Genomic DNA, 25581 nt, shown 5'->3' with positions numbered 1-25581 from the left:
TGGAATAAAAAAACCCAGACGATGTCTGGGTTTTTTGTTTCAAGGACGTACAAATCAGAACGGAATGTCGTCGTCGAAATCCATTGGCGGTTCGTTAGACGGCGCCGGAGCAGACTGCTGCTGCGGACGAGACTGCGCGCCGCCGCTGAACTGGTTGCCGCCCTGTGGCTGCTGAGGCTGACCCCAACCGCCCTGCTGCTGGCCGCCACCTGCTGGTGCGCCACCGCCCTGACGGCCACCCAGCATCTGCATGGTGCCGCCGACGTTAACCACGACTTCCGTGGTGTACTTCTCAGCACCGGACTGATCGGTCCATTTGCGGGTACGCAGCTGGCCTTCGATATAGACCTGAGAACCTTTACGCAGATACTCACCGGCCACTTCTGCCAGTTTGCCAAACAGCACAACGCGGTGCCATTCGGTCTGCTCTTTCATCTCACCGGTCGCTTTATCACGCCAGGATTCGGAAGTAGCCAGCGTAATGTTGGCAACTGCGCCACCACTCGGCATGTAGCGTACTTCCGGGTCCTGGCCCAGATTACCGACGAGAATCACCTTGTTTACGCCTCTGCTGGCCATGTTCGTGTCTCCTGAATACGTTTCTTAATAGTGTAAACGCGCGAGTGTACCATTTCCACGCTGCATTTTGATAGCTGCGAGATGGATTCCAGAGTTCTCGTGCGAACATAACATTGTTACACAGTCCGTCAGAAAATGCATTCCAATACTGTATATTCAAACAGGTCAAATTGTGTCATAATTAGCCGTTTCTGACAGCCGTTTGTCCTTCAAACAAACCAGGCAATCCGTGTTCCAACCGGGAAAGGTGAATGGATAAGATCGAAGTTCGGGGCGCCCGCACCCACAATCTCAAGAATATCAACCTCATAATCCCTCGCGACAAACTCATTGTCGTGACCGGGCTTTCGGGGTCTGGCAAATCCTCACTGGCTTTCGACACTCTGTATGCCGAAGGACAGCGTCGTTACGTTGAATCGCTCTCGGCGTACGCGCGTCAGTTCCTGTCGCTGATGGAAAAACCGGATGTCGACCACATTGAAGGGTTGTCTCCTGCTATCTCTATCGAGCAGAAGTCCACGTCGCATAACCCGCGCTCCACGGTCGGTACCATTACTGAAATTCATGACTACCTGCGTCTGCTGTATGCCCGCGTGGGTGAGCCGCGCTGCCCGGACCACGACGTCCCGCTGGCGGCACAGACCGTGAGCCAGATGGTGGATAACGTGCTGTCGCAGCCGGAAGGCAAACGCCTGATGCTGCTGGCACCAATCATTAAAGAGCGTAAGGGTGAGCACACCAAAACGCTGGAAAACCTGGCAAGCCAGGGCTATATCCGCGCCCGTATTGACGGCGAAGTGTGTGACCTGTCCGACCCGCCCAAGCTGGAACTGCAGAAGAAGCACACCATCGAGGTGGTGATTGACCGCTTTAAGGTGCGTGACGATCTCGCCACGCGTCTCGCAGAATCGTTTGAAACGGCGCTGGAGCTCTCCGGCGGCACGGCCGTGGTTTCCGACATGGACGACCCGCAGGCGGAAGAGCTGCTCTTCTCCGCCAACTTTGCCTGCCCGATTTGCGGCTACAGCATGCGCGAGCTGGAACCGCGCCTGTTCTCGTTTAACAACCCGGCGGGCGCCTGCCCGACGTGTGACGGTCTGGGCGTCCAGCAGTATTTCGACCCGGACCGCGTGATCCAGAATCCGGAGCTGTCGCTGGCGGGTGGCGCCATTCGCGGCTGGGACAAGCGTAACTTCTATTACTTCCAGATGCTGAAGTCGCTGGCGGAGCACTACAAGTTCGACGTGGAAGCGCCGTGGGCGAGCCTGAGCCCGAACGTACACAAAGTGATCCTGTTCGGTTCTGGCAAAGAGAACATCGAGTTCAAGTATATGAACGATCGCGGCGATACCTCCGTGCGTCGCCACCCGTTCGAAGGGGTGCTGCACAATATGGAGCGCCGCTACAAAGAGACCGAATCCAGCGCGGTGCGCGAGGAGCTGGCGAAGTTCATCAGCAACCGCTCCTGCGCCACCTGCGAGGGCACGCGCCTGCGTCGCGAAGCGCGCCACGTGTTTGTGGAAAATACGGCGCTGCCGACCATCTCAGACATGAGCATCGGCCACGCGATGGACTTCTTCAATAACCTGAAGCTGTCCGGCCAGCGCGCCAAAATTGCCGAAAAAGTCTTGAAAGAGATTGGCGATCGCCTGAAGTTCCTCGTGAACGTCGGCCTGAACTACCTGACGCTTTCACGCTCGGCAGAAACGCTCTCCGGCGGTGAAGCCCAGCGTATTCGTCTGGCGAGCCAGATTGGTGCGGGCCTGGTGGGCGTGATGTACGTGCTCGATGAGCCGTCCATCGGCCTGCACCAGCGCGATAACGAACGTCTGCTCGGCACCCTGGTTCACCTGCGTAACCTCGGCAACACGGTGATCGTGGTGGAGCACGACGAAGACGCGATCCGCGCCGCAGACCACGTGATCGACATCGGCCCGGGCGCTGGCGTGCACGGCGGCCAGGTGGTGGCGGAAGGCACGCTGAAGGACATTATGGCGGTGCCCGAGTCGCTGACCGGCCAGTACATGAGCGGCAAGCGCAAGATTGAAGTACCAAAACAGCGCGTGGCGGCGAACCCGGGAAAAGTGCTGAAGCTGACCGGCGCGCGCGGCAACAACCTGAAAGACGTTACCCTGACGCTGCCGGTGGGCCTGTTTACCTGCATTACCGGCGTGTCCGGTTCCGGTAAGTCGACGCTGATCAACGATACGCTGTTCCCGATTGCGCAGACGGCGCTGAACGGCGCGACGCTGGCCGAACCTGCACCGTACCGTGACATTCAGGGGCTGGAACATTTCGATAAGGTTATCGATATCGACCAGAGCCCGATTGGCCGTACGCCACGCTCTAACCCGGCAACCTATACCGGTGTTTTCACGCCCGTACGTGAACTGTTTGCCGGCGTGCCGGAAGCGCGTTCACGCGGCTACACGCCGGGACGTTTCAGCTTTAACGTGCGCGGCGGTCGCTGTGAAGCGTGCCAGGGCGACGGCGTGATCAAGGTTGAGATGCACTTCCTGCCGGATATCTACGTGCCGTGCGACCAGTGCAAAGGCAAGCGCTATAACCGCGAAACGCTGGAGATTAAGTACAAGGGCAAGACCATCCACGAAGTGCTGGATATGACCATCGAAGAGGCGCGTGAGTTCTTTGATGCCGTCCCTGCGCTGGCGCGTAAGCTGCAGACGCTGATGGACGTCGGCCTGACCTACATTCGTCTGGGGCAGTCCGCCACGACGCTGTCCGGCGGTGAAGCGCAGCGCGTGAAGCTGGCGCGCGAGCTGTCAAAACGCGGCACCGGCCAGACGCTGTATATCCTGGATGAGCCGACCACCGGTCTGCACTTTGCCGACATCCAGCAGCTGCTGGACGTGCTGCATCAGCTGCGCGATCAGGGCAACACCATCGTGGTCATCGAGCATAACCTGGACGTGATTAAAACCGCGGACTGGATTGTCGATCTTGGCCCGGAAGGCGGCAGCGGCGGCGGTGAAATCCTCGTCTCCGGTACGCCAGAGACCGTTGCAGAGTGCGAAGCCTCGCACACCGCGCGCTTCCTTAAACCGTTGCTGTAATTGTCACACGGAGAGTTGCTGTCGGGTCGTTTCCGGCAGCAGCTCAACCGCCTGCTGATAGGACGCGTCCACCAGGTAGTAAATTTGCGAGCCTGGAATCGATCCATCCAGATAGACGGTGCTCCAGTGCGCCTTATTGAGGTGCTGGCTCGGCCTCACGTCATCATGCTGCTGACGCAGTAAATCCGCCAGTTCAGGGCTGGTTTTCAGCGACGCCGCCGGACGGCCCTCCACCTCTTTCACCATCGCAAACAGCACATCCCCCACCTTAACCTGCGTGGCTTTCCAGTCGCTATGGACGCTCTGCTCCGCGCCGGGCTTGCTCATGCAGTACTGAAGTATCTCCGAAATTGTCATCTTTATTCCCCTTGTAGCGTGGCGATAATTTTACGCGAACCACCGTGAATGCGATGCTCTCCCAGCCAGATCCCCTGCCACGTGCCCAACAGCAGCCGTCCGTTGTGGACCGGCAGCATCAGCGATACGCCCAGCAGGGAAGATTTGATATGCGAAGGCATATCGTCCGCCCCCTCATAGTCATGCTCGTAGGGCGCGTTGTCCGGGACGCTCTTCAGAAAATGACGCTCCATGTCAGACCGGACGGTGGGATCGCAATTTTCATTCAGCGTGAGAGAGGCTGACGTGTGCTGAAGCAGCAGATGCAGCAAACCCGTTTTGACCCGCGGCAGGTCGCGGAGCTGCCCGATGACTTCATCCGTCACCAGGTGAAAACCGCGTGGTTTTGCGCTTAAGGTCAGGGTCTGTTGGTACCACATCTGCTGCTCCGTAATGAAAGATGAATCTTTCTAAGTGTGCAGCAAGAAGGCGAAAGGTAAAACCCGCAGCAGCGAGATTTGATTAAAAAAGAGTCAAACTCGCTGCCAGAGGCTTAATACTCCGAGTTGACGATCACCTCTTCACCAAACTTTCCGGCCATCGGCAGCGGTCGATAGGTCGAGTTAGACGCGCGTAACACCCTGATCCCTCTGGCACCAGCATCCTGCGCGGCGGTAATGTCGTTATCCGAATCGCCATAAAACACTTTGATGTTTTTCTTTTCCAGCCACTGGATTTTGGTGTTTTGCCCCTCTTTGTCACCCGCAAAAATGACCGGATTCATATTGGCAGCCGGGATCTGGAAATCGTCCTGCAGTGTTCTGGAGACGGTTTCCGTTTTGGTCTGGCTACGACCGGTGACGAAATAAATACTGTCGCCACGCTTAACATGCATAGCAATTACCGCCCGGGCGACCTCTTTCGGAATGCTGTACTCGTCCCAGCCGTTATTCATCTTTTCCCAGAACTCCGGGTTCTTCAGATACGCTTCGCTGTCGGGAGAATACATTTTTTTGCCGCGCCAGAATCCCGGGCTTGAGAACAACACGGTATCGTCAATATCGAAGCCCACGGCCATTGGTGGGCGCCCCATCAGGCTGTTTTCGATTTGGGCCACGGAAACCCAGTGAATGGGCGCCTGCTCGGCGAGAATGGCGGCGGTAGTGCCGGTGTAAAGCGGCGTCGGGGCGGAAGCTCGCGCGACGACGGCGCTGTTAAGTGAGAACAATAAGCAGGCGGCGCTGAGCGCCAGTGTGATCTTGCGCATATTTTCCCCTGAATATTCAGCTTGTTATCGTTTTATTTTGAGTGAATGGTCAAAAAACTATCCGACCATAACCCCAGCGGGAGGTGAAGGGAAGGAGTTTTTGCTTATGAAGCGGAATAAAAAGAAGACGATCACAAAGCGCAGCGCCACCGGGCAATGACTGGCACCGGCGCGAACAAAAAAGCCGGGTGGCGGCTGCGCCTTACCCGGCCTACATATAGCATGCAAGTAAGTGAATACTTACATTACGGAGGCAAACGCCTGCGCCACGCGATGAACGTTGCCGGCATTCAGGCCCGCCACGCACATACGGCCGCTGGCGATCAGGTAGACGCCGAACTCTTCGCGCAGGCGATCGACCTGCGCCGCGCTCAGTCCGGTATAGCTGAACATCCCGCGCTGCTTGAGCAGATAATCAAAGTTATGCCCTGGCACGGCCTCTTTCAGGACGTTAACCAGCTCCTGACGCATCGACAGGATGCGCTTACGCATCGCTTCCACTTCGGCAAGCCAGGAGGCTTTCAGCGTTTCGTCACCGAGAACCGTCGCCACCACCTGAGCACCAAAGTTTGGCGGGCTGGAGTAGATACGGCGCACCGTCGCTTTCAGCTGGCCCAGCACGCGGCCCGCCGCTTCGGCGTCTTCACACACCACGGACAGGCCACCAACGCGTTCACCGTACAGGGAGAAGATCTTAGAGAAGGAGTTACTCACCAGTACAGGCAGCCCGGCGCTGGCAGCGGCACGGATGGCATAGGCGTCTTCTTCCATACCCGCGCCAAAGCCCTGGTAGGCAATGTCGAGGAACGGAATCAGGTCGCGGGTCTTCAGCACCTCGATCACCGCATCCCACTGGGCATTGGTGAGATCCGCCCCGGTTGGGTTATGGCAGCATGGGTGCAGCAGCACAATACTGCGCGCTGGCAGCGTGTTCAGCTTTTCCAGCAGCGCGTCAACGCGCACGCCGTTCGTTTCGCTGTCGAACCACGGATAGGTCGCCACCTTAAAGCCCGCGCCCTCGAAGATCGCAACGTGGTTTTCCCACGTCGGGTCGCTGACCCACACGCCTGAATCCGGGAAATATTTTTTCAGAAAGTCTGCGCCGACTTTTAGCGCACCCGAGCCGCCCAGCGTCTGGATGGTCGCCACGCGTTTTTGCGCGAGCACAGCGTGATCGGCGCCGAACAGCAGCGGTGCAATGGTGTTGCGATAAGCGTTTAGCCCTTCCATCGGCAGATAAAGAGACGCGCCGTGTGGAACCGCGTTCAGACGCGCTTCGGCTTCGGCAACGGCTTTTAATTGAGGAATAATGCCATCCTCGTTGTAATACAGACCGATGCTGAGGTTCACTTTGTCGCTGCGAGGATCTTCTTTGAAACGCTCCATTAAGGAGAGGATAGGGTCGCCGGCATAGGCGTCAACTTTCTGAAACACGCGATGGTTCTCCGGAATTCGATGAGGCAGGGATTTCAACAATAAACCGGAAGCAGATGAAGGTCGAGAGCGATATCAGATCGGTCCCTGGATATATCGGCAAATGTGATCGATTCGCTCAGGCAGTGAGCCCCGCACGCGCAGAAAAGGAATATTTCGTGCCGACAGCTCTGCTTCATACCATACTTGCTGTCGGTGGCGAAACGCCTCGCCCTGCCGGGTGCCATCCTGCACAAACGGAAATTCATCTCCGCAAAGTACGACCAGCGCATAGTCTCGTTCAGCTAACTCCTTTAACGCCTGCGGCGCGCTGCCAAACTGATCGAGTGCGTAAAACAGGGTCGTTAAAGGTGAGGTATCACAGACCAGATAAGGCGCCGTGCAGGCTAATGCCTCCCGACGTACTTGCTCGCGGGCAATATGCAGCAAATCCTCCCGATCCAGGATACCGTTCTTCGCTTCCCAGTGTTCACGGCCATACTCTGCAACGTACGGAACGTTTAGCGTCTGCGCCAGAGCCTTTGCTAGCGTGCTTTTGCCCGTCGATTCTCCACCTAATAAGCAGATACGAAAAACAAAGCTGCGGTACACCTCTGGGGACATCATCTTACGATAACGATGAACATCAGAACGGATGAGCGTTCCCGAAGGGGCCTCTGGTCCCCGTTGACGCTGGAGACGCACGTGCGCAACCGGTCGTCCGAAACGCTGGCTCAGGACAGCGGCAAACCCGTCTCCATAGTCTTCGGCAGTAAATACCGCCTCTGGCTGACAGTGCAAAATGTCCTCACACAGCGTTGCAACATAATGCCGGTGAAGATCGTCATCAGCGTCATTCGGTGGCGGTGGCGCAAGGCCAAATGCAGCCAACACATGCGGCGAAAGCACGAGGTGGCGACATTGCGGAAAGCGCGTTGTTAACCAGTTAAGCCGCTTTTCAGGTTCGTAACCGCGTATTTCCGGCGACGAATAGCTGATGATACAGACCGTCTCGCACTGCTCAAGTGCCGTATTGATAAGCGCTTCATGGCCTGCATGTAATGGTGCGAATTTGCCTACCACCAGGCCGTTGGCATACAGCGTCATTGCGCACGGATCTCCTTGCGCCACTGATACAGTCCGTGCCACGCATTAAACCAAAACACCAGATATAAACCGGCGGTCAGGTACAGTTCTCTCGTCGCGTACAGCGGTACTGCCAGCGTGTTAACGGCAAGCCAGATGTACCAGTTTTCCAGACGCCGTCCCATCAACATAAACTGAGCAAGAATGCTGAATGTCAAAATGATGGAGTCCAGCCAGGGGGCCCATGCATTGGTATAGAGATGCAATATCCACCCGTACGCCGCTGCTACGCTTACGGCGCAGGCTAAAAGCATAAAAAAATGACCCGGTCTGGTACGACGAACAGGCAAGACCTCTCCATGATTGCCTTTAAGCCAATGCAGCCAGCCGGTTATGCTCGTTATGATGAAAAAGAACTGAAGGGTAACGTCAGCATAAAGCTGCACAGAATAGAAGACCCAGGCATAAAGCCCGCTACCGATGATGCCTATCCACCACGTATGGATATTGTTTCTGGCGGCCAGCCAGACGGAGAGAGCATAGGCCAGACATGCAGCGATTTCTGAAGGGGACATTATCCTTCCCTGGAATGAAATGTTAGTCGATGTACTTCATCGCCACCCGCGACGTCAGGCGGGTGATAAGTTCGTAAGCACTCACTTTAGTGATTTCAGCAATACGTTCAACGGGTAAACCTTCCCCCCACATCACCACATCGTCGCCGGGTTTATCCTGCGCTTCTGGCCCCAGATCGACGCAAATCATGTCCATCGCCACGCGGCCAACGATCTTCACCTCGCGACCGTTAACCAGCACCGGCGTACCCGTTGGTGCAGCGCGCGGATAGCCGTCGCCGTAGCCCATCGCCACCACGCCGAGACGCGTGTCGCGCTCGCTGGTCCAGGTGCCACCATAGCCCACCGGTTCACCGGCTTTGTGTTCACGCACGGCAATCAGAGTAGACACCAGAGACATGACTGGCTGGAAACCCATGTCCGGCCCCCAGGGTTTATTCTCCAGCGGCGACACACCGTAAAGAATGATGCCCGGTCGCGCCCAGTCGAAATGCGACTGCGGCCACAGCAGAATACCGCCGGATGCGGCGATCGAGCGCATCCCCGGCTTGCCTTCGCAGAAGGTATTAAAGATATCCAGCTGTCGCTCGGTCGCACCGCACTCGGGCTCATCGGCACGGGCGAAGTGGCTGACAATATTCACCGGCTGGCGCACGTTTTTGCACCGGCATAAACGCTGATAAAACGCTTCGGCGCTTTCCGGACGCACGCCCAGACGGTGCATGCCCGTATCAAGCTTCATCCACACGGTCACCGGCTCGCTCAGCTCGGCGGTTTCCAGTGCGGCCAGCTGTTCTTCGTTGTGTACCGCCGTGTGCAGATGCTGATCTGCGATGGTTGGCAGATCGGTGGCTTCGAAAAAGCCTTCGAGGAGCAGAATCGGCTGGGTAATCCCCCCCGCGCGCAGGCGGAGGGCTTCTTCAAGACGGGCGACGCCAAAGGCGTCGGCATCGGGGAGCGTTCGCGCGGTCTCAAGAAGACCGTGTCCGTAAGCGTTCGCTTTCACGACTGCAACGAGCTTGCTGGCGGGTGCCAGTTCACGCAGACGTTGCAGGTTGTGTCGCAGAGCGCGGCGGTTAATGACAACAGTTGCCGCTTGCATTTGAATTCCTTAGAAATTACTCATCATCATATTGAGGACCGGCATAGTTGTCGAAACGCGACCACTGGCCGTTAAAGGTCAGACGCACCGTCCCGATCGGGCCGTTACGTTGTTTACCAATAATAATTTCGGCGATCCCTTTCAGGTCGCTGTTCTCGTGATAAACCTCATCACGGTAGATAAACATGATTAAGTCGGCATCCTGCTCGATGGAGCCGGATTCACGCAGGTCAGAGTTGACCGGGCGCTTGTCGGCACGTTGTTCCAGAGAGCGGTTAAGCTGCGACAGCGCCACCACCGGCACGTGCAGCTCTTTGGCTAACGCCTTGAGCGAGCGGGAAATTTCGGCGATCTCCAGCGTACGGTTGTCGGAGAGCGACGGGACGCGCATCAGCTGAAGGTAGTCGATCATGATAAGGCCGATACCGCCGTGTTCGCGGGCGATACGACGCGCGCGGGAACGGACTTCCGTCGGCGTCAGGCCGGAGGAGTCATCAATATAGATGTTACGTTTTTCCAGCAGAATGCCCATGGTGCCGGAGATGCGCGCCCAGTCCTCATCGTCGAGCTGACCGGTACGGATGCGGGTCTGGTCCACGCGCGACAGCGATGCCAGAGAACGCATCATGATCTGCTCGGAGGGCATCTCAAGGCTGAAAATCAGTACCGGCTTATCCTGCAACATCGCCGCATTTTCGACGAGGTTCATCGCAAATGTCGTTTTACCCATCGACGGACGCGCGGCGACGATAATCAAATCCGACGGCTGCAGACCGGCGGTTTTTTTGTTGAGATCGTCATAGCCGGTGTTCACCCCGGTCACACCGTCGTGCGGCTGCTGGAACAGCTGTTCGATACGGGCGACGGTGGCGTCGAGGACGTCGGCGATATTTTTGGGGCCTTCGTCTTTGTTGGCGCGGCTTTCGGCGATTTTGAAGACGCGGGACTCGGCAAGGTCGAGCAGGTCTTCACTGGTGCGACCCTGCGGATCAAAACCCGCTTCGGCGATCTCATTCGCCACCGAGATCATCTCGCGGACAACGGCGCGTTCACGCACGATGTCAGCATAAGCGCTGATGTTCGCCGCACTTGGCGTGTTTTTTGACAGTTCTGCCAGATAGGCAAACCCGCCGACGCTGTCCAGCTGTCCCTGACGCTCCAGCGATTCCGCGAGCGTGATCAGGTCAATCGGGCTACCCGACTCCTGCAGGCGCGCCATTTCGGTAAAGATATGACGGTGCGGACGGGTGTAGAAATCCTCAGACACCACGCGCTCGGCGACGTCGTCCCAGCGCTCGTTATCCAGCATTAAACCGCCCAACACCGACTGTTCCGCTTCAATCGAGTGCGGCGGGACTTTTAACCCTGCGACCTGGAAATCACGCTCGCGAGGTTCAGTCTGTTTGTTGAAGGGTTTGTTTCCTGCCATAGTGAATGGAGTTACCGAGATAAAGAGTGGGTCGAAAGATTACCACATTCTGGAGGAAGCATGGCAACACGTATTGAATTTCACAAGCATGGTGGCCCTGACGTACTCAACGCGGTGGAGTTCACCCCCACCGCGCCTGGCGAAAACGAAGTGCAGGTTGAAAACAAAGCCATCGGCATAAACTACATCGACACCTATATTCGCGGCGGGCTCTACCCGCCTCCGTCGATGCCGAGCGGACTGGGCACCGAGGCGGCCGGCGTCGTCGTCAAAGTGGGCAGCGCGGTTAAGCATATTAAAGAAGGCGACCGCGTGGTGTACGCGCAATCTCCGCTGGGCGCTTACAGCTCCGTCCACAACGTCCCGGCGGATAAAGCCGCCCTGCTGCCCAACGCCATCTCCTTTGAGCAGGCGGCGGCCTCCTTTCTGAAAGGTTTAACCGTTTACTACCTGCTGCGCAAAACCTATGAAATTAAACCCGACGAGCAGTTTCTGTTTCATGCCGCGGCGGGTGGCGTCGGGCTCATCGCCTGTCAGTGGGCAAAAGCGCTGGGCGCAAAACTGATCGGCACCGTGGGCAATGCCCAAAAAGCCCAGCGCGCGCTGCAGGCGGGCGCCTGGCAGGTGATTAACTACCGTGAAGAGAGCATTGTCGAACGGCTGAAGGAGATCACCAGCGGCAAAAAGGTGCGCGTGGTGTATGACTCGGTAGGGAAAGACACCTGGGAAGCGTCGCTGGACTGCCTGCAGCGTCGTGGGCTGATGGTGAGCTTCGGGAATGCGTCAGGTGCTGTCACCGGCGTGAATCTCGGCATCCTGAACCAGAAAGGCTCGCTGTACGTCACGCGCCCTTCCCTGCAAGGCTACATCACCAACCGGGAAGAACTTGAGGAAGCCAGCAACGAGCTGTTCTCGCTGATCGCCAGCGGCGTCATTAAGGTGGATGTGGCAGAAGCGCAGAAATACCCGCTAGCCGATGCGCAGCGTGCGCATGAGGTGCTGGAGAGCCGGGCAACGCAGGGGTCGAGTTTATTGATTCCCTGAGCCCCAAAAAGAAATTGGGCTTCCCGTGGGAAGCCCTTTCTTTTTTTAGTTCGGCTGTATGTAGGGTACAGCGCGATGAATTCTTTAACGGCAGTCATAGTGACAGATTCGATAAGTAAATCCTATTCTGTTCTAAGCCAGGCTGCCGGAAAAGTTACAACTCTGTGACGAACCCCTCAATACCTTAGTAACGGAAGCGGTTATTGCGCTGATAACTGGGCACTTTTGGCGATTTAATCGCCCGTATCACCCACACCGCCGCGACGGCCAGCAGTAACCACGGCAGCAGTTTGATCGTCAGGGCAAACAATCCGCCAATAAACATGACGACCGTCGCCACCACGATAGCCGCCAGAATGCCGAGCAGCGAAATGCCCGTTGCTAAAAGCATGACAAAAAAGCCAATCACAAAAAGTAGTTCCAGCATGGTGCTCTCCCACGAGTTCCCGAACGATGCAGCAAACATTACAAGAATCATGCCAGACATAACGTGTTGTTCTTAAAGCAAAACGCCCCGCGAGAATTCGCAGGGCGTGGTGAATTTGACGAACTTTTAGCGAAAGTTATCGCTTGTCCGCCACCAGGCGCAACGCATGTTCCAGCACCTCAATATCGGCCCCGGCTTTATGGGCGTTTTCGCTCAGGTAGCGACGCCACTGACGCGCGCCCGGAATGCCCTGGAACAGCCCAAGCATATGGCGAGTGATATGGCCGAGATACGTACCGTTGCTCAGCTCGCGCTCAATGTAAGGATACATCGCACGCACGACGCCAACCGGATCGGTGTCTGCACCTTCGATGCCAAAGATTTCGCGATCGACCGTCGCCAGAATGCCCGGGTTCTGATACGCCTCGCGCCCGACCATCACCCCATCCATATGTTCAAGATGCGCTTTGGCCTCTTCCAGCGACTTGATGCCGCCGTTAATGGACATGGTCAGGTGCGGGAAGTCACGCTTCAGCTGGTACACGCGCGGGTAGTCCAGCGGCGGGATTTCACGGTTCTCTTTCGGGCTCAGGCCTGAGAGCCAGGCTTTTCGCGCATGGATGATGAACATCTCGCATTCGCCCTTGCCGGAGACCGTATTGATGAAATCGCACAGGAATTCGTAGCTGTCCTGGTCGTCAATCCCGATACGGGTTTTGACCGTCACCGGAATGGAAACGACGTCGCGCATCGCCTTGATACAGTCCGCCACCAGCTGGGCATTTCCCATCAGGCAGGCACCGAACATACCGTTTTGCACGCGATCGGACGGGCAGCCAACGTTGAGGTTGATCTCGTCGTAGCCGCGCGCTTCAGCCAGCTTCGCGCACTGCGCCAGGGCGGCCGGATCGCTGCCGCCCAATTGCAGGGCAACCGGATGCTCTTCTTCGCTATAGGCCAGATAGTCGCCCTTGCCGTGAATGATTGCGCCTGTGGTCACCATTTCGGTGTACAGCAGCGTATGGCGGGAGAGCTGGCGCAGGAAATAGCGGCAGTGTCTGTCCGTCCAGTCGAGCATTGGCGCAATGGAAAAACGGTGTGCAGGGAAAGCGGTCTGTAATTCTGACGACATGGCGAAGTTTTAAGCATCTGGTGGAAAAGGGGCGCTACTATAGCACAAAGAAAAGCCGGAGGCGCAGCGCCTCCGGTGGACTTTAGAACGTCATGCTCAGCTGAGCCCCTGCGCCCCAGGTTTCGTCTTCACCGTACAGGCCCATCAGGTCAACATGCACGGTGCTAAACGGCGCGAAACCGACACCGCCGGTAAAGACATTGCTGTCGTTACCCTTCACGTCGGCACGATAACCCGCACGCACCGCCAGCCAGCTCAGCGGCGTCACCTCGGCACCGACACCCACGTACTGCGACGTATCTTCGCTCTTGAAGCCTTTGGTTTCGGTCAGATCGCCATCGGCGGTCAGCGTCACCAGGTCGTTGTGCCAGGCAGCACCGGCGGTCACCAGCGGACGGATCTGATAGGTGTCTTTATAGCTCACCACTTCTCCCGTACGGCCGTTGCGGATACGGATGTCTTTGGTGTCGATATCACGCGACATCAGGTTTTGTCCGCTCACGCCCACGGTCCAGTGTTCGCCGAAATCGGCCGCAATACCGGCATCCACGTTGAAGCCCGTATCGTCAGTGCGGTAGCGGCTGTCGTTCCACTTGTTACTGTCGTAATCGTAGATTGACGTGGTGTAGTTATAGACCCAGGTTTTTTGCAGTTTTGGCGTAACCCCCACGGAAACCGGGACGCCACCCAGATCGAACTGACGGGCAACAGCAACACCGTAATCGGAGACTATCGCCGCCCGGCCGGATGCCGTTGAGTTGAGGTTTTTGGTGATCTGATCCGTACCATTCAGCGCAGCGTCCAGCGCGACACCGGCAGCCACGACATTGCTTCGTTGAATACGGCGAAGGTAATCAATATCTTGCTGATCGATAGACGAGCTCACCCGGCCATGGGCATAGCCTTTCGCCATGAAGGCTACCGAAAGGACATCGTTAGGGATACTCACCGCAAGCCCTGCCCCTGCCGTTGCGCGTGCGGTTTTGCCTTTGAGATAGTCCAGCTCATCGGCCAGATCTTTGGCCGCGCCCTGGAATTGATTAATGGAACCTAATGGATTGGTGATAATTTCTCGTGGCGTGAGATTATCAACCACATCCTTGTAGTGATTAATTTTGTCGTTGATGTTATCAATCTCGTCCTGAAGATTGTCTTCATCCGTGATTTGCGCGCCAACCGAAGGCAATATGACCGTCACATCATCGTCCGGTTTTGCCTTTGCCAGCAGCGCGGGGTTGATTAACGCCCCACTACCATAGCTTCCCGAAGCCACGCCGGTGCCACCCATTGCGTCGCTGCGTGATTCTGTCCAGGTATTGGCTGCTCCCGCCTGATTTGCCATAAACAAGGAGACAGCAATGCTAACCACCGAAAATTTAAAATTTTTTTTCACAGTATGCCCGTTATAGTCTGTTATGAAATAACCCCTGTCTGTTATCACCCAAACAGGAACGAACTATTGCTGTGAATAAGTAGTAAAAGACCCGCTATTTCTTTCCCTAAGTAAAACTCCCTTACGGCCTGTTATATTTTGTGACGGCCCTCAATATTTATAGAAGAGGAAATTATTTTTTCCCAGGTTTTCCATCATGCGGTCCAAAAAACTGCGGGGGATGATCTACCCAGCGATCTTCCCGCGTGGCGGCATACACGGGGTTGAGCGGGTAGTAGATGCGGTTGTGCTTCTTGTTGGCCTCGCCAACGACCAGGAGCCGAACCTCATCGTCCGTGTTGTTGATAAAGGTATGACAGATGCCGGTTCCGGCGGGAAAACCTACGCTGTCGCCAGGCTCCAGTTTCCACAAGTGGCCGTTAATCCAGGCTTCAGGGTAGCCTTCGAGCACGTAAACAAACTCTTCTTCGTCGCTCTCCGCATGCGGATAGGACGTTCTGCGCCCAGGCGGCAGGCGCTCATGATGGATGCCAATACGCCCGAGCCCAAGCTTGCGAGCCAGCGGTGCACCAATGGAAAACAGCTCATCGCTGTCGGGGTAGGTCGAGTCATCCGCGCCTTCCACGTCGCGCCAGTGTCGAATGCAGTCAGGTCTTTTCATTCTGGTTCTCCCGGTTTTCGATGGGTCAGGTATAGCACAGACTGGCGGATCTCGGTGTTTTTAGCAGAACATGATAAAGTGAAGGTTTTCCGTCCTATAACATCCGGGGTGCTACATGGATAAGTCCACAAAAGAGCTGTTAGCGCAGGCCGAAAAGCTGTGTGCGCAACGCAATGTGCGCCTGACTCCGCAGCGCCTTGAAGTATTACGTCTGATGAGCCTGCAGCAGGGTGCCATCAGCGCCTACGATCTGCTGGATCTACTCCGCGAAAGCGAGCCGCAGGCAAAGCCGCCGACGGTCTATCGCGCGCTGGATTTCCTGCTTGAACAAGGGTTCGTGCACAAGGTGGAATCCACCAACAGCTATGTGCTATGCCATCTGTTCGATCAGCCCACCCACACATCGGCGATGTTTATCTGTGACCGCTGCGGCGTGGTGAAAGAAGAGGCTGCGGAAGGCGTGGAAGATATTATGCATACGCTGGCAGCGAAAATGGGCTTTGCCCTTCGTCATAACGTGATTGAAGCGCACGGGCTCTGTTCCGCGTGCGTGGAGGTGGAAGCCTGTCGCCATCAGGACGCGTGTCAGCACGACCACTCTATCCTGGTGAAGAAAAAGCCGCGTTAGCGGCAAAAGAAAAGGCGGCTCATGGCCGCCCTCAGGGTGTACTTCCTTGTACTTTCGGGTGTAGCCCGGTTACCAGCGGTAGTCGTTGCGTTTTTCCCAGTCGCCCACTTCTTTTTCCGCCTGGTCTTTTGCGTAGCCGTAACGCTCCTGGATTTTACCGACAAGCTGATCGCGTTTACCTTCGATGACGGTCATGTCGTCATCCGTCAGCTTACCCCACTGTTCTTTCGCTTTACCTTTGAACTGCTTCCAGTTGCCGCCGATTTCGTCTTTATTCATCATCGTGTCCTCTTCGTTAAGCGTCGGGTCGTAACGTCCGTTACGTTCTTTTCTGCTGGACGTGATAATTATTGTAGTTAAGGATTCCGTTGTTAATTTCATATTCGGAATCTTTAACCGTCACGATATATCGGAGCGCGAGGGAAACCAGGTATTGTTTTGCCAGTGCCGGTGCCAGATAAACGCCAGCGATAACCCGCGCAGCGAGAGGAAGACGGCCAGGGCCAGCCACAGGCCATGATTACCCAGCCAGGGGAGCGTCAGCAGCGTCAGGCCAAATCCGGCCGCCGCGACAGCCATACTGTTGCGCATTTCGGCTCCGCGCGTCGCCCCAATAAACATGCCGTCCAGCAGATAACACCAGACGCCAACCACCGGTAAGACGACTTGCCAGATCAGATAGTGGCTCGCCAGCTCGCGCAGCGCAGGGAGAGAGGTAAGCAATGCAACGATCTGCTCACCGAAGCAGGCGTAAACCAGACCAAAGGCCAGCGCCACCAGCCCCGACTGACGGCAGGCAGCCCGCCACACCTCCCGTAGCTGCCCGCTTTCGCGCGCGCCGTACGCCTGTCCGGAATGCGCTTCAACCGCGTAGGCAAAGCCGTCCAGCGCATAGGCGGTAAAGGTCAGAAGCGTCATCAATACCGCATTCACCGCAACGATTTCCGGCCCCAGTCGAGCCCCGAAAACCGTCAGCGCACCAAAGCAGAGCTGAAGAAGAAGCGAGCGCAACATGATGTCACGGTTGAGCGCCAGCAGCTTACGGATATTGCCGCGCCATGCGGTTTTGAGCAGCGCCAGGGAGATCCCGCGCATGGCCAGCACACGCCGGACCATCCACAAGCCAATGATAAAGGTCCCGTATTCGGCAATCGCCGTCGCCAGCGCCGCGCCCTGCACGTTCATATGCAGACCCATGACCAGCCAGACGTCCAGAACAATGTTGAGCAGATTACCCACCACCAGCAAAATCACGGGCGCGCGGGCGTACTGCACGCCCAGTAGCCACCCCAGCAGAACCAGGTTTGCCAGCGAGGCGGGTGCGCTGAGCCAGCGGATTTCCAGGAACCGTCGCGCCTGCGCCAGTACCGCTTCGCTGCCACCGACGATATGAAGCGCAAGATCGATCAGGGGGGCCCGCAATACAACGATTAACGCACCCGCGCCAAGCGCGAGGATCAGCGGCTGCACCAGTGCGCGCGCCAGACGCAGCGGATCTTTCGCGCCATAAGCCTGTGCGGTAAGACCGGTGGTACTCATGCGCAAAAAGAGCAGCAGCATAAACAGGAAGCTGGTTGCCGTCGCGCCAATCGCCACGCCGCCAAGATAAACCGGTGAATCAAGATGGCCTATAACGGCAGTATCAACCAGCCCCAGCAAGGGCACGGTAATATTGGAGAAAATCATCGGCAGGGCAAGACGCCACAATGCCTTATCTGATGCCGTCAGCAGTGACATGCGAAATACCGGGAAAGGAGTATGAAGCAGGCTACAGCAGAAGCGTAGCCTGTCAGGAAGTGATTACAGCCATTCACCGTTGCGAATCACGCCTACCGCCAGACCTTCAATAGAGAAGCTCTGTTCGCGGAGGTCGACCACAATCGGGGTGAACTCGCTGTTTTCGGGCAGCAACTGAACAGTGTTACCCTGCTTTTTCAGACGCTTAACGGTCACTTCGTCATCAATGCGTGCGACCACGACCTGGCCGTTTCGCACGTCCTGGGTTTTATGCACCGCAAGCAGATCGCCATCAAGAATGCCGATGTCTTTCATCGACATGCCACTGACGCGCAGCAGGAAATCAGCGCTCGGTTTGAACATGCCGGGATCGACCTGGTAGTGACCTTCAATATGCTGTTGTGCCAGCAGCGGCTCACCTGCAGCAACGCGGCCTATCAGCGGAATGCCCGTCTCTTCTTCCACCAGCAGGCGGATACCACGCGACGCGCCTGACACAATCTCAATCACACCCTTACGCGCCAGCGCTTTCAGGTGTTCCTCGGCAGCATTCGGAGAACGGAAGCCCAGACGCTGCGCGATTTCCGCACGCGTGGGTGGCATACCCGTCTGGCCGATATGATCCCGAATGAGATCAAACACCTCTTGCTGCCTGGTCGTTAACGCTTTCATTCCGCCCCCTGGGTGTATATACAGTTATGCTGTGAGTATATACAGTCAAAGGCGATTTTGGAACCAAAAACTGCACAAAAAACCAGGGACTTAATTATTCCTCGAGGCTCATCGGAAATGTGACCAAAGCAGGGTGACCCAGGTGATAACGGCAGTGATAATCGCCAGCAACACGGCAGCAGAGCCCATGTCTTTTGCACGGCCAGAAAGCTCATGGAAATCGGAACCAATGCGATCAACAACGGCCTCAATAGCGCTATTAAGAATTTCCACTATCATCACCAGAAGTACGGAACCGATAAGCAGTACGCGGGTAATCGCATCAACATCAAGGAAACAGGCGACGATCACCGCGATGATTGCGGCGACGCCCTCCTGGCGAAAAGCGGCTTCGTTGACCCATGCGGCACGGAAACCTTTCCATGAATAGCCGGCGGCTTTGATGATACGCGTTAACCCAGTGGTATTATTGGCCATTAAAAGAACCTTTTTTAAAAAGAGCGTCATTAACATGAGGCGGAGCGCGTTTCGCTACAACCTGAAGTATGACGGGTAACAACAGAAATTTTGCGCGCTTTCTGTTATCCTTGCGCCGCAATTGCATTATTAACCAGAGGCTTTACATCGTTTATGTCCGGCTGGCCACGAATTTACTACAAATTACTTAATTTACCATTAAGCATCCTGGTAAAAAGCAAGTCTATCCCAGCAGAACCCGCGCTGGAACTGGGGCTCGATACGTCGCGCCCTATTATGTACGTTTTGCCTTATAACTCGAAGGCAGACTTACTGACGCTTCGCGCCCAGTGTCTGGCGCATGACTTACCTGACCCGCTTGAACCGCTGGAAGTTGACGGTACGCTGCTGCCGCGCTACGTCTTCATCCACGGCGGGCCGCGCGTGTTTACCTATTACACGCCGAAAGAAGAGTCCATCAAGCTGTTCCATGACTATCTCGACCTGCACCGCAGCAACCCCGATCTGGATGTGCAGATGGTGCCGGTATCGGTGATGTTTGGTCGTCGTCCGGGTCGTGAAAAAGGCGAAGAGAATCCGCCGCTGCGCATGCTTAACGGCATCCAGAAGTTCTTCGCGGTCTCCTGGCTGGGACGCGACAGCTTCGTGCGTTTCTCCCCGTCCGTTTCGCTGCGTCGCATGGCGGACGAGCACGGCACCGACAAGATCATCGCGCAAAAACTGGCGCGCGTGGCGCGTATGCACTTCGCCCGTCAGCGCCTGGCTGCCGTAGGGCCACGCCTCCCGGCGCGTCAGGACCTGTTCAACAAGCTATTGGCTTCAAAAGCGATTGCCCGCGCCGTTGAAGATGAAGCGCGCAGCAAGAAAATTTCGCATGAGAAAGCTCAGCAGAACGCCATTGCGCTGATGGAAGAGATCGCAGCGAACTTCTCTTACGAGATGATTCGCCTGTCCGATCGTATTCTCGGCTTTACCTGGAACCGCCTGTATCAGGGTATCAACGTCCATAACGCCGAGCGCGTGCGTCAGCTGGCGCACGATGGCCATGAGATTGTCTATGTCCCCTGCCACCGCAGCCACATGGACTACCTGCTCCTTTCCTACGTGCTCTATCACCAGGGGCTGGTGCCACCGCACATCGCAGCCGGTATCAACCTGAACTTCTGGCCCGCGGGCCCGATTTTCCGCCGCCTGGGCGCGTTCTTTATTCGTCGTACCTTCAAGGGCAACAAGCTCTACTCCACCGTGTTCCGCGAGTATCTGGGCGAGCTGTTCAGCCGCGGCTATTCCGTGGAGTACTTCGTGGAGGGCGGTCGTTCCCGTACCGGTCGTCTGCTCGATCCGAAGACCGGCACGCTGTCGATGACCATCCAGGCCATGCTGCGCGGCGGTACCCGTCCGATCACGCTGGTGCCAATTTACATTGGCTATGAGCACGTGATGGAAGTGGGCACGTACGCGAAAGAGCTGCGTGGCGCGACCAAAGAGAAAGAGAGCCTGCCGCAGATGCTGCGCGGCTTGAGCAAGCTGCGTAATCTCGGTCAGGGCTACGTGAACTTCGGCGAGCCGATGCCGCTGATGACCTACCTGAACCATCATGTGCCGGAATGGCGCGAGTCCATCGATCCTATCGAAGCGGTGCGTCCGGCCTGGCTGACGCCAACGGTTAACGGCATCGCATCCGAGCTGATGGTGCGCATTAACAACGCCGGTGCGGCTAACGCCATGAACCTGTGCTGTACGGCACTTCTGGCTTCGCGTCAGCGCTCGCTGACCCGTGAACAGCTTACGGAGCAGCTGGATTGCTATCTGGACATGATGCGTAACGTGCCGTATTCGGTTGACTCGACCGTGCCTTCTGCAACCGCCAGTGAACTTATCGATCACGCGTTGCAGATGAACAAGTTTGAAGTGGAGAAGGACACGATCGGCGACATCATCATTCTGCCGCGCGAGCAGGCCGTTCTGATGACCTACTACCGCAACAACATCACGCATATGCTGATGCTGCCGTCGCTCATGGCCGCCATTATTACCCAGCATCGTCATATCTCCCGTCAGGAGCTATTGCGCCATCTTGAGACCCTCTATCCGATGCTGAAAGCGGAGCTGTTCCTGCGCTGGAGTAAGGATGAGCTGGCGACAGAACTGGATAAGATGACGGAAGAGATGCGTCGCCAGGGGCTGATTACCCTGAACAACGACGAGCTGCACATCAATCCGTCACGCTCCCGCACCCTGCAGCTGCTGGCGGCCGGTGCGCGCGAAACGCTGCAGCGCTACGCCATCACGTTCTGGCTGCTGAGCGCGAACCCGTCCATCAACCGCGGTACGCTGGAGAAAGAGAGCCGGACGCTGGCCCAGCGCCTGTCCGTTCTGCACGGCATTAACGCCCCTGAATTCTTCGACAAAGCGGTCTTCAGTTCTCTGGTGCTGACGCTGCGCGATGAAGGCTTCATCAGCGATACGGGTGATGCCGAGCCAGAAGAGACGTTGAAGGTGTACCAGATGCTGGCAGAGCTGATTACCTCGGACGTGCGCTTAACGATTGAGAGCGCCACGCAGGGCGAGTAACACAATGCCGGGTTATGGCCCGGCCTGACGCCCTGGATAATAAAAAGGCCCGGTAAGCGCTGACGCTACCGGGCCTTTTTTTGCCTTGTTAAATCATTGCATTTAGCTGAGCAGCGTAAAGGCAATCATCCCGACAATAGCCCCCGTCGTGCCGAGGATAGTTTCCATCAGCGTCCAGGTTTTCAGGGTTTGCGCTTCGGTGGCGCCGGTAAACTTACCGAACAGCCAGAAGCCGGCGTCGTTAACGTGAGAGACCACAATCGAACCGCCCGCGATACAAATAGAAAGCGCGGCCATCTGGGCACCGGAGTAGTTCAGCTGTTCAATCACCGGCATCACCAGACCCACGGCGGTTAAACACGCCACGGTGGCGGAACCCTGGATGATACGCACCGCCGCAGCCAGCACAAAGCAGGTGACCGCAATCGGCAAGCCCATCCCGGTCAGCGCTTCGCCCAGAGCCGGGCCCACGCCGGAATCCACCAGCACCTGCTTGAACACGCCGCCTGCACCGATCACCAGCAGGATAATCCCCGCAGGCTGCAGCGCCGCACCGCAGATCTCCATCACCCGGTCTTTTGGCATCCCCTGACGCATCGCCAGGCCGTAAATCGCCACCAGGCACGCCACCAGGATCGCCGTGAACGGATGACCAATGAACTCAAACCATTCGTAGGCGGTAGAACCGACCGGCACAAAGCGCGCGGCGATGGTTTTCAGGCCCACCAGCACCAGAGGCAGCAGGATCAGCGACAGGCTGAAGCCGAAGGATGGCATTTTGCCCTCGCCCAGGTGCGGCTCGGTAATGTCGTCCGGAATGTGCAGCTCAACGTAACGGCTGATGAAGTTGCCCCACAGCGGACCGGCAATAATCATCCCCGGGATTGCCGCGCACAGGCCAATCAGGATCATCCAGCCAAAGTCGGCGTGCATCTGGGAGGCCAGCAGCATCGGGGCAGGCCCCGGCAGCAGAAACGCTGCGGCTGCCGCCACGCCCGCAAACAGCGGAATGACCAGCTTGACGAGGTTAGTGCCGGTATGGCGCGCCATAGAAAACGCGACGCTGATGAGCAGCACAACGGCCACTTCGAAGAACAGCGGCAGCGCGCAAATCAGACCGGCCAGACCAATCGCGTAATGCGCACGGCTGCGGCCGAAGGACTTCAGCATCTTGACGGCAATCTGGTCGACCGCGCCCGTCTCGTGCAAAATCTTGCCAAACATCGCGCCCAGCGCGACCACAATCGCCAGGAAGCCCAGCGTACCGCCCATCCCTTTTTCCATCGTCGCGGCGATCTTGTCGAGCGGCATACCGGAAAAGAGACCAGCACCAATAGAAACCACCATCAAAGCAACAAAGGCGTGCATGCGCGCCTTCATCACTAAAAACAGCAGCAGCAATACCGAACCCACTGCTGTCAAAACTAGCGTTAATGTACTCAAAACTTACTGCCTTTTATTAATGACCTCGATGGTGCTGGCAACAACACCCTCCAGTGACTGATCGATATCAACCACTAAGACGTCTTTCTCGTCTTCACCCGGCTCCTGCAGCGCTTCAAACTGCGTCACCAGCATCTGGGTTTTGAAGAAGTGACCTTTACGCGCCTTCAGGCGGCTTTCAATCACCTCGAAATCCCCTTTCAGGTAGATGAAAGAGAGGTTCGGATTGCCGTCACGCAGCAGATCGCGGTAGGTTTTTTTCAGCGCGGAGCAGACGATCAGGGAGACTTTATTGGTGCGCTGCATCGCGAACGCGGCGTCGTTCAGCGCCTGCAACCACGGTTTACGGTCGTCGTCGTTCAGCGGCTCGCCGGAGGCCATTTTCATGATGTTGCTGCGCGGATGGAGGAAGTCGCCATCAAGAAACGCAGCCTGGAGTTGATGCGCCACTTCGCTGGCCACGGCTGATTTCCCGCTACCGGAAACGCCCATCAGGACGTAGACGTGGTGATCGTGATTAGTCGTGCTCAAAGGGTGTCCCTCAGTCAATTGTTACGGGTAACAGTTATCGGTAACATTGTCCTGCCGGGGCAAAAGAGAAGCAATATCCAAACGTGCGCGAAGTGAATAAGTGTGAGCTACTTCAAATTTGTCAGTTCAAATAGATCCACCCGGTGACAAGGTGAAACCTAAATCTAACATTTTCGGCGTAACCGTCTCGCCACGAATGCGCGCCAGCAGGCGTTCTGCGCCAATGCGGCCCATACGTTCACGCGGCGTCAGGACGCTCGCCAGACGCGGCTCCATCACCTGACCGATGTCATGGCCGTGGAAACCGGCGATCGCCATATCATCAGGGATCTTCAGCCCCAGACGCTGGCACTCAAACGCTGCGCCGACCGCAAGGTCATCGTTGGTACAGAAAATACCGTCCAGTTGCGGATACTCGCGTCGCGCCTGACGCATCAGCTCAATACCCGACGTATAGGAAGAGGACTGCTCCACCATCACGCTGTACGGGGTTAAGTTCGCGTCGAGCATCGCCTGCTCGTATCCCTTCTGTTTGATGATAGTACGTTCATCAAGACGCGCACCCAGATAGGCGATATGACGATGCCCGCGGGCGATAATGGCCGCCGTCATCTGGCGCGCCGCTTCGAAGTTATCAAACCCCACGGCGATGTCGAGGCACGGCGACTGGCTGTCCATCAGCTCCACGACTGGGATACCGGCCACTTCAATCATTTTGAGCGTGCGGGCAGTGTGGGTTCGTTCGGTTAAAATCAGGCCGTCAATGTTCCAGGAAAGCATCGATTCAAGACGTTCCTCTTCGAGTTCCGGCTTGTACCCGTAGTGGGCGAGCATGGTCTGGTAGCCAAACGCATCGGTGACGCTTTCAATGCCGCGCAAAACTTCGGCGAAAACCTGGTTGGTCAAAGAAGGAAGCAGAACGCCCACCGCGCGGCTGGTCGCATTCGAGAGAATATCGGGTGCACGGTTGGGGATATAACCCAGTTCATCAAGGGCAGCGGCAATCTTGCCACGTAACGCCACGGAAACCTGTTCCGGGTTACGTAAAAAACGGCTGACCGTCATTTTGGTCACACCGACGCGATCGGCGACATCCTGAAGTACGGGGCGTTTCTTTTTCATCGTCCTGAGAAATCTTGAAGTGAGAGATTTGCTCAGTTTACCACGGACAAAGCCCATCCTTCCCCTGTCAAAGGGAAGGATGGGGATTTATTTATGTTTTATTACACCGGCGGCAGGTCAAACAGCAGAATTTCGCTTTCGCTGTCGGCATGCACGGAGATCGCCTGCTCATCCCAGATAGCCAGACCATCGGCGGTTGTCGCTTTGGTGCCGTTGATGGACACGTCGCCTTTCACCACCTGGATCCAGACGCGGCGGTTAGCGGCAATCTGATGCACGGACTGTTCATCTTTCGCCAGCGCCCAGCGGTACAGCTCCATATCCTGATGCACTTTCAGGGAACCTTCACGCGCATCCGGGGAGAGCACCAGCTGTTTACCCTGTTTGGCGTCGAAGCGGCGCTGCTCGTAGCGCGGCGTGATGCCGGTCTCTTCTGGAATGATCCAGATTTGATACAGGTGCAGTTTTTCCGTTTTGCTTGGGTTGTACTCGGAGTGACGCACCCCGGTACCCGCGCTCATAATCTGGAACTCGCCCGCCGGAACCTGCTCTTTGTTGCCCATGCTGTCCTGGTGCTCAACCGCGCCTTCCAGCACATAGGTCAGGATTTCCATGTCTTTGTGCGGGTGGGTACCAAAGCCCTGGCCTGCATCAATCACGTCGTCGTTAATCACGCGCAGTGCGGAGAAGCCCATGAAGTTCGGGTCGTAGTAGTCGGCAAACGAGAATGAATGCCATGAGTCCAGCCAGCCATGATTCGCGTGACCACGTTCGTTTGCTTTGCGTAAGTAGATCATTGTTTTCACCCTCAGTTCGTTTCGATGGAGTAAGTGTGGACGCAAACGGCCTGGGATCATAGGGGGTGAAAATTGACTCCTC

25 protein-coding genes are annotated in these 25581 nt (G+C 56.7%); 4 read left to right on the top strand and 21 right to left on the bottom strand.

Features of this window, described 5'->3' with window-relative positions; all coding sequences use genetic code 11:
- Positions 1–54 precede the first annotated feature (54 nt).
- A complete protein-coding gene (ssb1, locus tag LLF79_RS20205; protein ID WP_008503384.1) occupies positions 55–579 on the bottom strand; it encodes a single-stranded DNA-binding protein SSB1 in 525 nt (174 codons plus the stop codon).
- A 251-nt stretch (positions 580–830) separates the two neighbouring features.
- Here ssb1 and uvrA point away from each other — a divergent pair, with 251 nt between their 5' ends.
- Positions 831–3653, top strand: a complete 2823-nt coding sequence (uvrA, locus tag LLF79_RS20200; RefSeq protein ID WP_069597764.1) for an excinuclease ABC subunit UvrA — start codon at positions 831–833, stop codon at positions 3651–3653.
- 3 nt (positions 3654–3656) lie between these two features.
- On the opposite strand, the gene LLF79_RS20195 is transcribed toward uvrA, so the two are convergent.
- The 8 genes from LLF79_RS20195 to dnaB all read right to left on the bottom strand — a co-directional run bounded on the left by LLF79_RS20195 (position 3657) and on the right by dnaB (position 10861).
- Positions 3657–4010, bottom strand: coding sequence for an MmcQ/YjbR family DNA-binding protein (locus LLF79_RS20195; RefSeq protein ID WP_008503382.1), 354 nt, complete (start codon positions 4008–4010; stop codon positions 3657–3659).
- 2 nt (positions 4011–4012) lie between these two features.
- Positions 4013–4429: a secondary thiamine-phosphate synthase enzyme YjbQ gene (locus tag LLF79_RS20190; protein WP_227880267.1), complete on the bottom strand. Its 417-nt coding sequence runs from the start codon at positions 4427–4429 to the stop codon at positions 4013–4015.
- Positions 4430–4542: 113 nt separating this feature from the next.
- Positions 4543–5256, bottom strand: a complete 714-nt coding sequence (gene aphA, locus LLF79_RS20185) for an acid phosphatase AphA (protein WP_045909173.1) — start codon at positions 5254–5256, stop codon at positions 4543–4545.
- A 240-nt stretch (positions 5257–5496) separates the two neighbouring features.
- Positions 5497–6690 (bottom strand): aromatic amino acid transaminase, encoded by a 1194-nt coding sequence (tyrB, locus tag LLF79_RS20180; protein WP_227880265.1) that lies wholly within the window; start codon positions 6688–6690, stop codon positions 5497–5499.
- Positions 6691–6765: 75 nt separating this feature from the next.
- Positions 6766–7776, bottom strand: coding sequence for an AAA family ATPase (locus tag LLF79_RS20175; RefSeq protein WP_227880264.1), 1011 nt, complete (start codon positions 7774–7776; stop codon positions 6766–6768).
- The gene (pnuC, locus tag LLF79_RS20170; RefSeq protein WP_023293520.1) at positions 7773–8330 is read right to left on the bottom strand and encodes a nicotinamide riboside transporter PnuC; all 558 of its coding nucleotides are present in this window, start codon (positions 8328–8330) and stop codon (positions 7773–7775) included. The genes LLF79_RS20175 and pnuC overlap by 4 nt, the downstream gene beginning before the upstream one ends.
- A 22-nt stretch (positions 8331–8352) precedes the next feature.
- Positions 8353–9432: an alanine racemase gene (gene alr, locus LLF79_RS20165; RefSeq protein WP_023326501.1), complete on the bottom strand. Its 1080-nt coding sequence runs from the start codon at positions 9430–9432 to the stop codon at positions 8353–8355.
- Between the two features lie 16 nt (positions 9433–9448).
- Entirely contained in the window at positions 9449–10861 is a 1413-nt protein-coding gene (dnaB, locus tag LLF79_RS20160; protein ID WP_008503375.1) for a replicative DNA helicase, read from the bottom strand.
- Positions 10862–10921: 60 nt separating this feature from the next.
- Between dnaB and LLF79_RS20155 the strand changes: the two genes are divergently transcribed.
- Positions 10922–11905: a quinone oxidoreductase gene (locus tag LLF79_RS20155; RefSeq protein ID WP_008503374.1), complete on the top strand. Its 984-nt coding sequence runs from the start codon at positions 10922–10924 to the stop codon at positions 11903–11905.
- A gap of 184 nt (positions 11906–12089) precedes the next feature.
- Here the strand turns inward: LLF79_RS20155 and pspG are convergent, their stop codons facing one another.
- From pspG to LLF79_RS20135, 4 genes are all read right to left on the bottom strand, one after another.
- Complete coding sequence (pspG, locus tag LLF79_RS20150) at positions 12090–12332, bottom strand: envelope stress response protein PspG (protein WP_023293521.1); 243 nt, start codon at positions 12330–12332, stop codon at positions 12090–12092.
- A gap of 136 nt (positions 12333–12468) precedes the next feature.
- Complete coding sequence (gene dusA / locus LLF79_RS20145; protein ID WP_023293522.1) at positions 12469–13464, bottom strand: tRNA dihydrouridine(20/20a) synthase DusA; 996 nt, start codon at positions 13462–13464, stop codon at positions 12469–12471.
- Positions 13465–13546: 82 nt separating this feature from the next.
- Positions 13547–14857, bottom strand: coding sequence for a conjugal transfer protein TraF (locus LLF79_RS20140; RefSeq protein WP_021242754.1), 1311 nt, complete (start codon positions 14855–14857; stop codon positions 13547–13549).
- A 172-nt stretch (positions 14858–15029) separates the two neighbouring features.
- The gene (locus LLF79_RS20135; RefSeq protein WP_023293524.1) at positions 15030–15518 is read right to left on the bottom strand and encodes a cupin domain-containing protein; all 489 of its coding nucleotides are present in this window, start codon (positions 15516–15518) and stop codon (positions 15030–15032) included.
- 115 nt (positions 15519–15633) lie between these two features.
- On the opposite strand from LLF79_RS20135, the gene zur reads away from it, so the two are divergent.
- On the top strand, positions 15634–16146 hold the full coding sequence (gene zur / locus LLF79_RS20130) for a zinc uptake transcriptional repressor Zur (protein ID WP_008503369.1): 513 nt from the start codon (positions 15634–15636) through the stop codon (positions 16144–16146).
- Positions 16147–16215: 69 nt separating this feature from the next.
- Here the strand turns inward: zur and LLF79_RS20125 are convergent, their stop codons facing one another.
- The 4 genes from LLF79_RS20125 to LLF79_RS20110 form a co-directional block, all read right to left on the bottom strand.
- Entirely contained in the window at positions 16216–16425 is a 210-nt protein-coding gene (locus tag LLF79_RS20125) for a CsbD family protein (protein ID WP_014830284.1), read from the bottom strand.
- A 120-nt stretch (positions 16426–16545) separates the two neighbouring features.
- Positions 16546–17883, bottom strand: a complete 1338-nt coding sequence (gene dinF / locus LLF79_RS20120) for an MATE family efflux transporter DinF (RefSeq protein ID WP_021242751.1) — start codon at positions 17881–17883, stop codon at positions 16546–16548.
- A gap of 63 nt (positions 17884–17946) precedes the next feature.
- Positions 17947–18555: a transcriptional repressor LexA gene (gene lexA, locus LLF79_RS20115; protein ID WP_008503366.1), complete on the bottom strand. Its 609-nt coding sequence runs from the start codon at positions 18553–18555 to the stop codon at positions 17947–17949.
- A gap of 108 nt (positions 18556–18663) precedes the next feature.
- The gene (locus tag LLF79_RS20110; RefSeq protein WP_021242750.1) at positions 18664–19032 is read right to left on the bottom strand and encodes a diacylglycerol kinase; all 369 of its coding nucleotides are present in this window, start codon (positions 19030–19032) and stop codon (positions 18664–18666) included.
- 153 nt (positions 19033–19185) lie between these two features.
- Between LLF79_RS20110 and plsB the strand changes: the two genes are divergently transcribed.
- Positions 19186–21606, top strand: a complete 2421-nt coding sequence (gene plsB / locus LLF79_RS20105; protein ID WP_032675776.1) for a glycerol-3-phosphate 1-O-acyltransferase PlsB — start codon at positions 19186–19188, stop codon at positions 21604–21606.
- Positions 21607–21708: 102 nt separating this feature from the next.
- On the opposite strand, the gene gntU is transcribed toward plsB, so the two are convergent.
- The 4 genes from gntU to LLF79_RS20085 all read right to left on the bottom strand — a co-directional run bounded on the left by gntU (position 21709) and on the right by LLF79_RS20085 (position 25499).
- Positions 21709–23049: a gluconate transporter gene (gntU, locus tag LLF79_RS20100; RefSeq protein ID WP_227880263.1), complete on the bottom strand. Its 1341-nt coding sequence runs from the start codon at positions 23047–23049 to the stop codon at positions 21709–21711.
- A 3-nt stretch (positions 23050–23052) separates the two neighbouring features.
- Positions 23053–23580, bottom strand: coding sequence for a gluconokinase (gntK, locus tag LLF79_RS20095; RefSeq protein WP_008503362.1), 528 nt, complete (start codon positions 23578–23580; stop codon positions 23053–23055).
- Between the two features lie 126 nt (positions 23581–23706).
- Complete coding sequence (gntR, locus tag LLF79_RS20090) at positions 23707–24702, bottom strand: gluconate operon transcriptional repressor GntR (protein WP_021242747.1); 996 nt, start codon at positions 24700–24702, stop codon at positions 23707–23709.
- Positions 24703–24803: 101 nt separating this feature from the next.
- Positions 24804–25499 carry a pirin family protein gene (locus LLF79_RS20085; RefSeq protein ID WP_021242746.1) on the bottom strand — a complete coding sequence of 232 codons (696 nt, stop codon included), beginning with the start codon at positions 25497–25499 and terminating at the stop codon, positions 24804–24806.
- Positions 25500–25581 lie beyond the last annotated feature (82 nt).

Origin of the sequence: Enterobacter cloacae complex sp. 2021EL-01169 (genome assembly GCF_020733125.1) — a bacterium.
Lineage (GTDB): Bacteria > Pseudomonadota > Gammaproteobacteria > Enterobacterales > Enterobacteriaceae > Enterobacter > Enterobacter roggenkampii.
The sequence above is the reverse complement of the archived record's forward strand: the minus strand, read 5'-3'. Positions and strand labels throughout refer to the sequence as shown.

Coding starts and splice junctions, on each gene's coding strand:
- ssb1 (WP_008503384.1), bottom strand. CDS start 579: ATGGCCAGCAGAGGCGTAAACAAGGTGATTCTCGTCGGTAATCTGGGC.
- uvrA (WP_069597764.1), top strand. CDS start 831: ATGGATAAGATCGAAGTTCGGGGCGCCCGCACCCACAATCTCAAGAAT.
- LLF79_RS20195 (WP_008503382.1), bottom strand. CDS start 4,010: ATGACAATTTCGGAGATACTTCAGTACTGCATGAGCAAGCCCGGCGCG.
- LLF79_RS20190 (WP_227880267.1), bottom strand. CDS start 4,429: ATGTGGTACCAACAGACCCTGACCTTAAGCGCAAAACCACGCGGTTTT.
- aphA (WP_045909173.1), bottom strand. CDS start 5,256: ATGCGCAAGATCACACTGGCGCTCAGCGCCGCCTGCTTATTGTTCTCA.
- LLF79_RS20175 (WP_227880264.1), bottom strand. CDS start 7,776: ATGACGCTGTATGCCAACGGCCTGGTGGTAGGCAAATTCGCACCATTA.
- pnuC (WP_023293520.1), bottom strand. CDS start 8,330: ATGTCCCCTTCAGAAATCGCTGCATGTCTGGCCTATGCTCTCTCCGTC.
- alr (WP_023326501.1), bottom strand. CDS start 9,432: ATGCAAGCGGCAACTGTTGTCATTAACCGCCGCGCTCTGCGACACAAC.
- dnaB (WP_008503375.1), bottom strand. CDS start 10,861: ATGGCAGGAAACAAACCCTTCAACAAACAGACTGAACCTCGCGAGCGT.
- LLF79_RS20155 (WP_008503374.1), top strand. CDS start 10,922: ATGGCAACACGTATTGAATTTCACAAGCATGGTGGCCCTGACGTACTC.
- pspG (WP_023293521.1), bottom strand. CDS start 12,332: ATGCTGGAACTACTTTTTGTGATTGGCTTTTTTGTCATGCTTTTAGCA.
- dusA (WP_023293522.1), bottom strand. CDS start 13,464: ATGTCGTCAGAATTACAGACCGCTTTCCCTGCACACCGTTTTTCCATT.
- LLF79_RS20135 (WP_023293524.1), bottom strand. CDS start 15,518: ATGAAAAGACCTGACTGCATTCGACACTGGCGCGACGTGGAAGGCGCG.
- zur (WP_008503369.1), top strand. CDS start 15,634: ATGGATAAGTCCACAAAAGAGCTGTTAGCGCAGGCCGAAAAGCTGTGT.
- LLF79_RS20125 (WP_014830284.1), bottom strand. CDS start 16,425: ATGAATAAAGACGAAATCGGCGGCAACTGGAAGCAGTTCAAAGGTAAA.
- dinF (WP_021242751.1), bottom strand. CDS start 17,883: ATGTCACTGCTGACGGCATCAGATAAGGCATTGTGGCGTCTTGCCCTG.
- lexA (WP_008503366.1), bottom strand. CDS start 18,555: ATGAAAGCGTTAACGACCAGGCAGCAAGAGGTGTTTGATCTCATTCGG.
- LLF79_RS20110 (WP_021242750.1), bottom strand. CDS start 19,032: ATGGCCAATAATACCACTGGGTTAACGCGTATCATCAAAGCCGCCGGC.
- plsB (WP_032675776.1), top strand. CDS start 19,186: ATGTCCGGCTGGCCACGAATTTACTACAAATTACTTAATTTACCATTA.
- gntR (WP_021242747.1), bottom strand. CDS start 24,702: ATGAAAAAGAAACGCCCCGTACTTCAGGATGTCGCCGATCGCGTCGGT.
- LLF79_RS20085 (WP_021242746.1), bottom strand. CDS start 25,499: ATGATCTACTTACGCAAAGCAAACGAACGTGGTCACGCGAATCATGGC.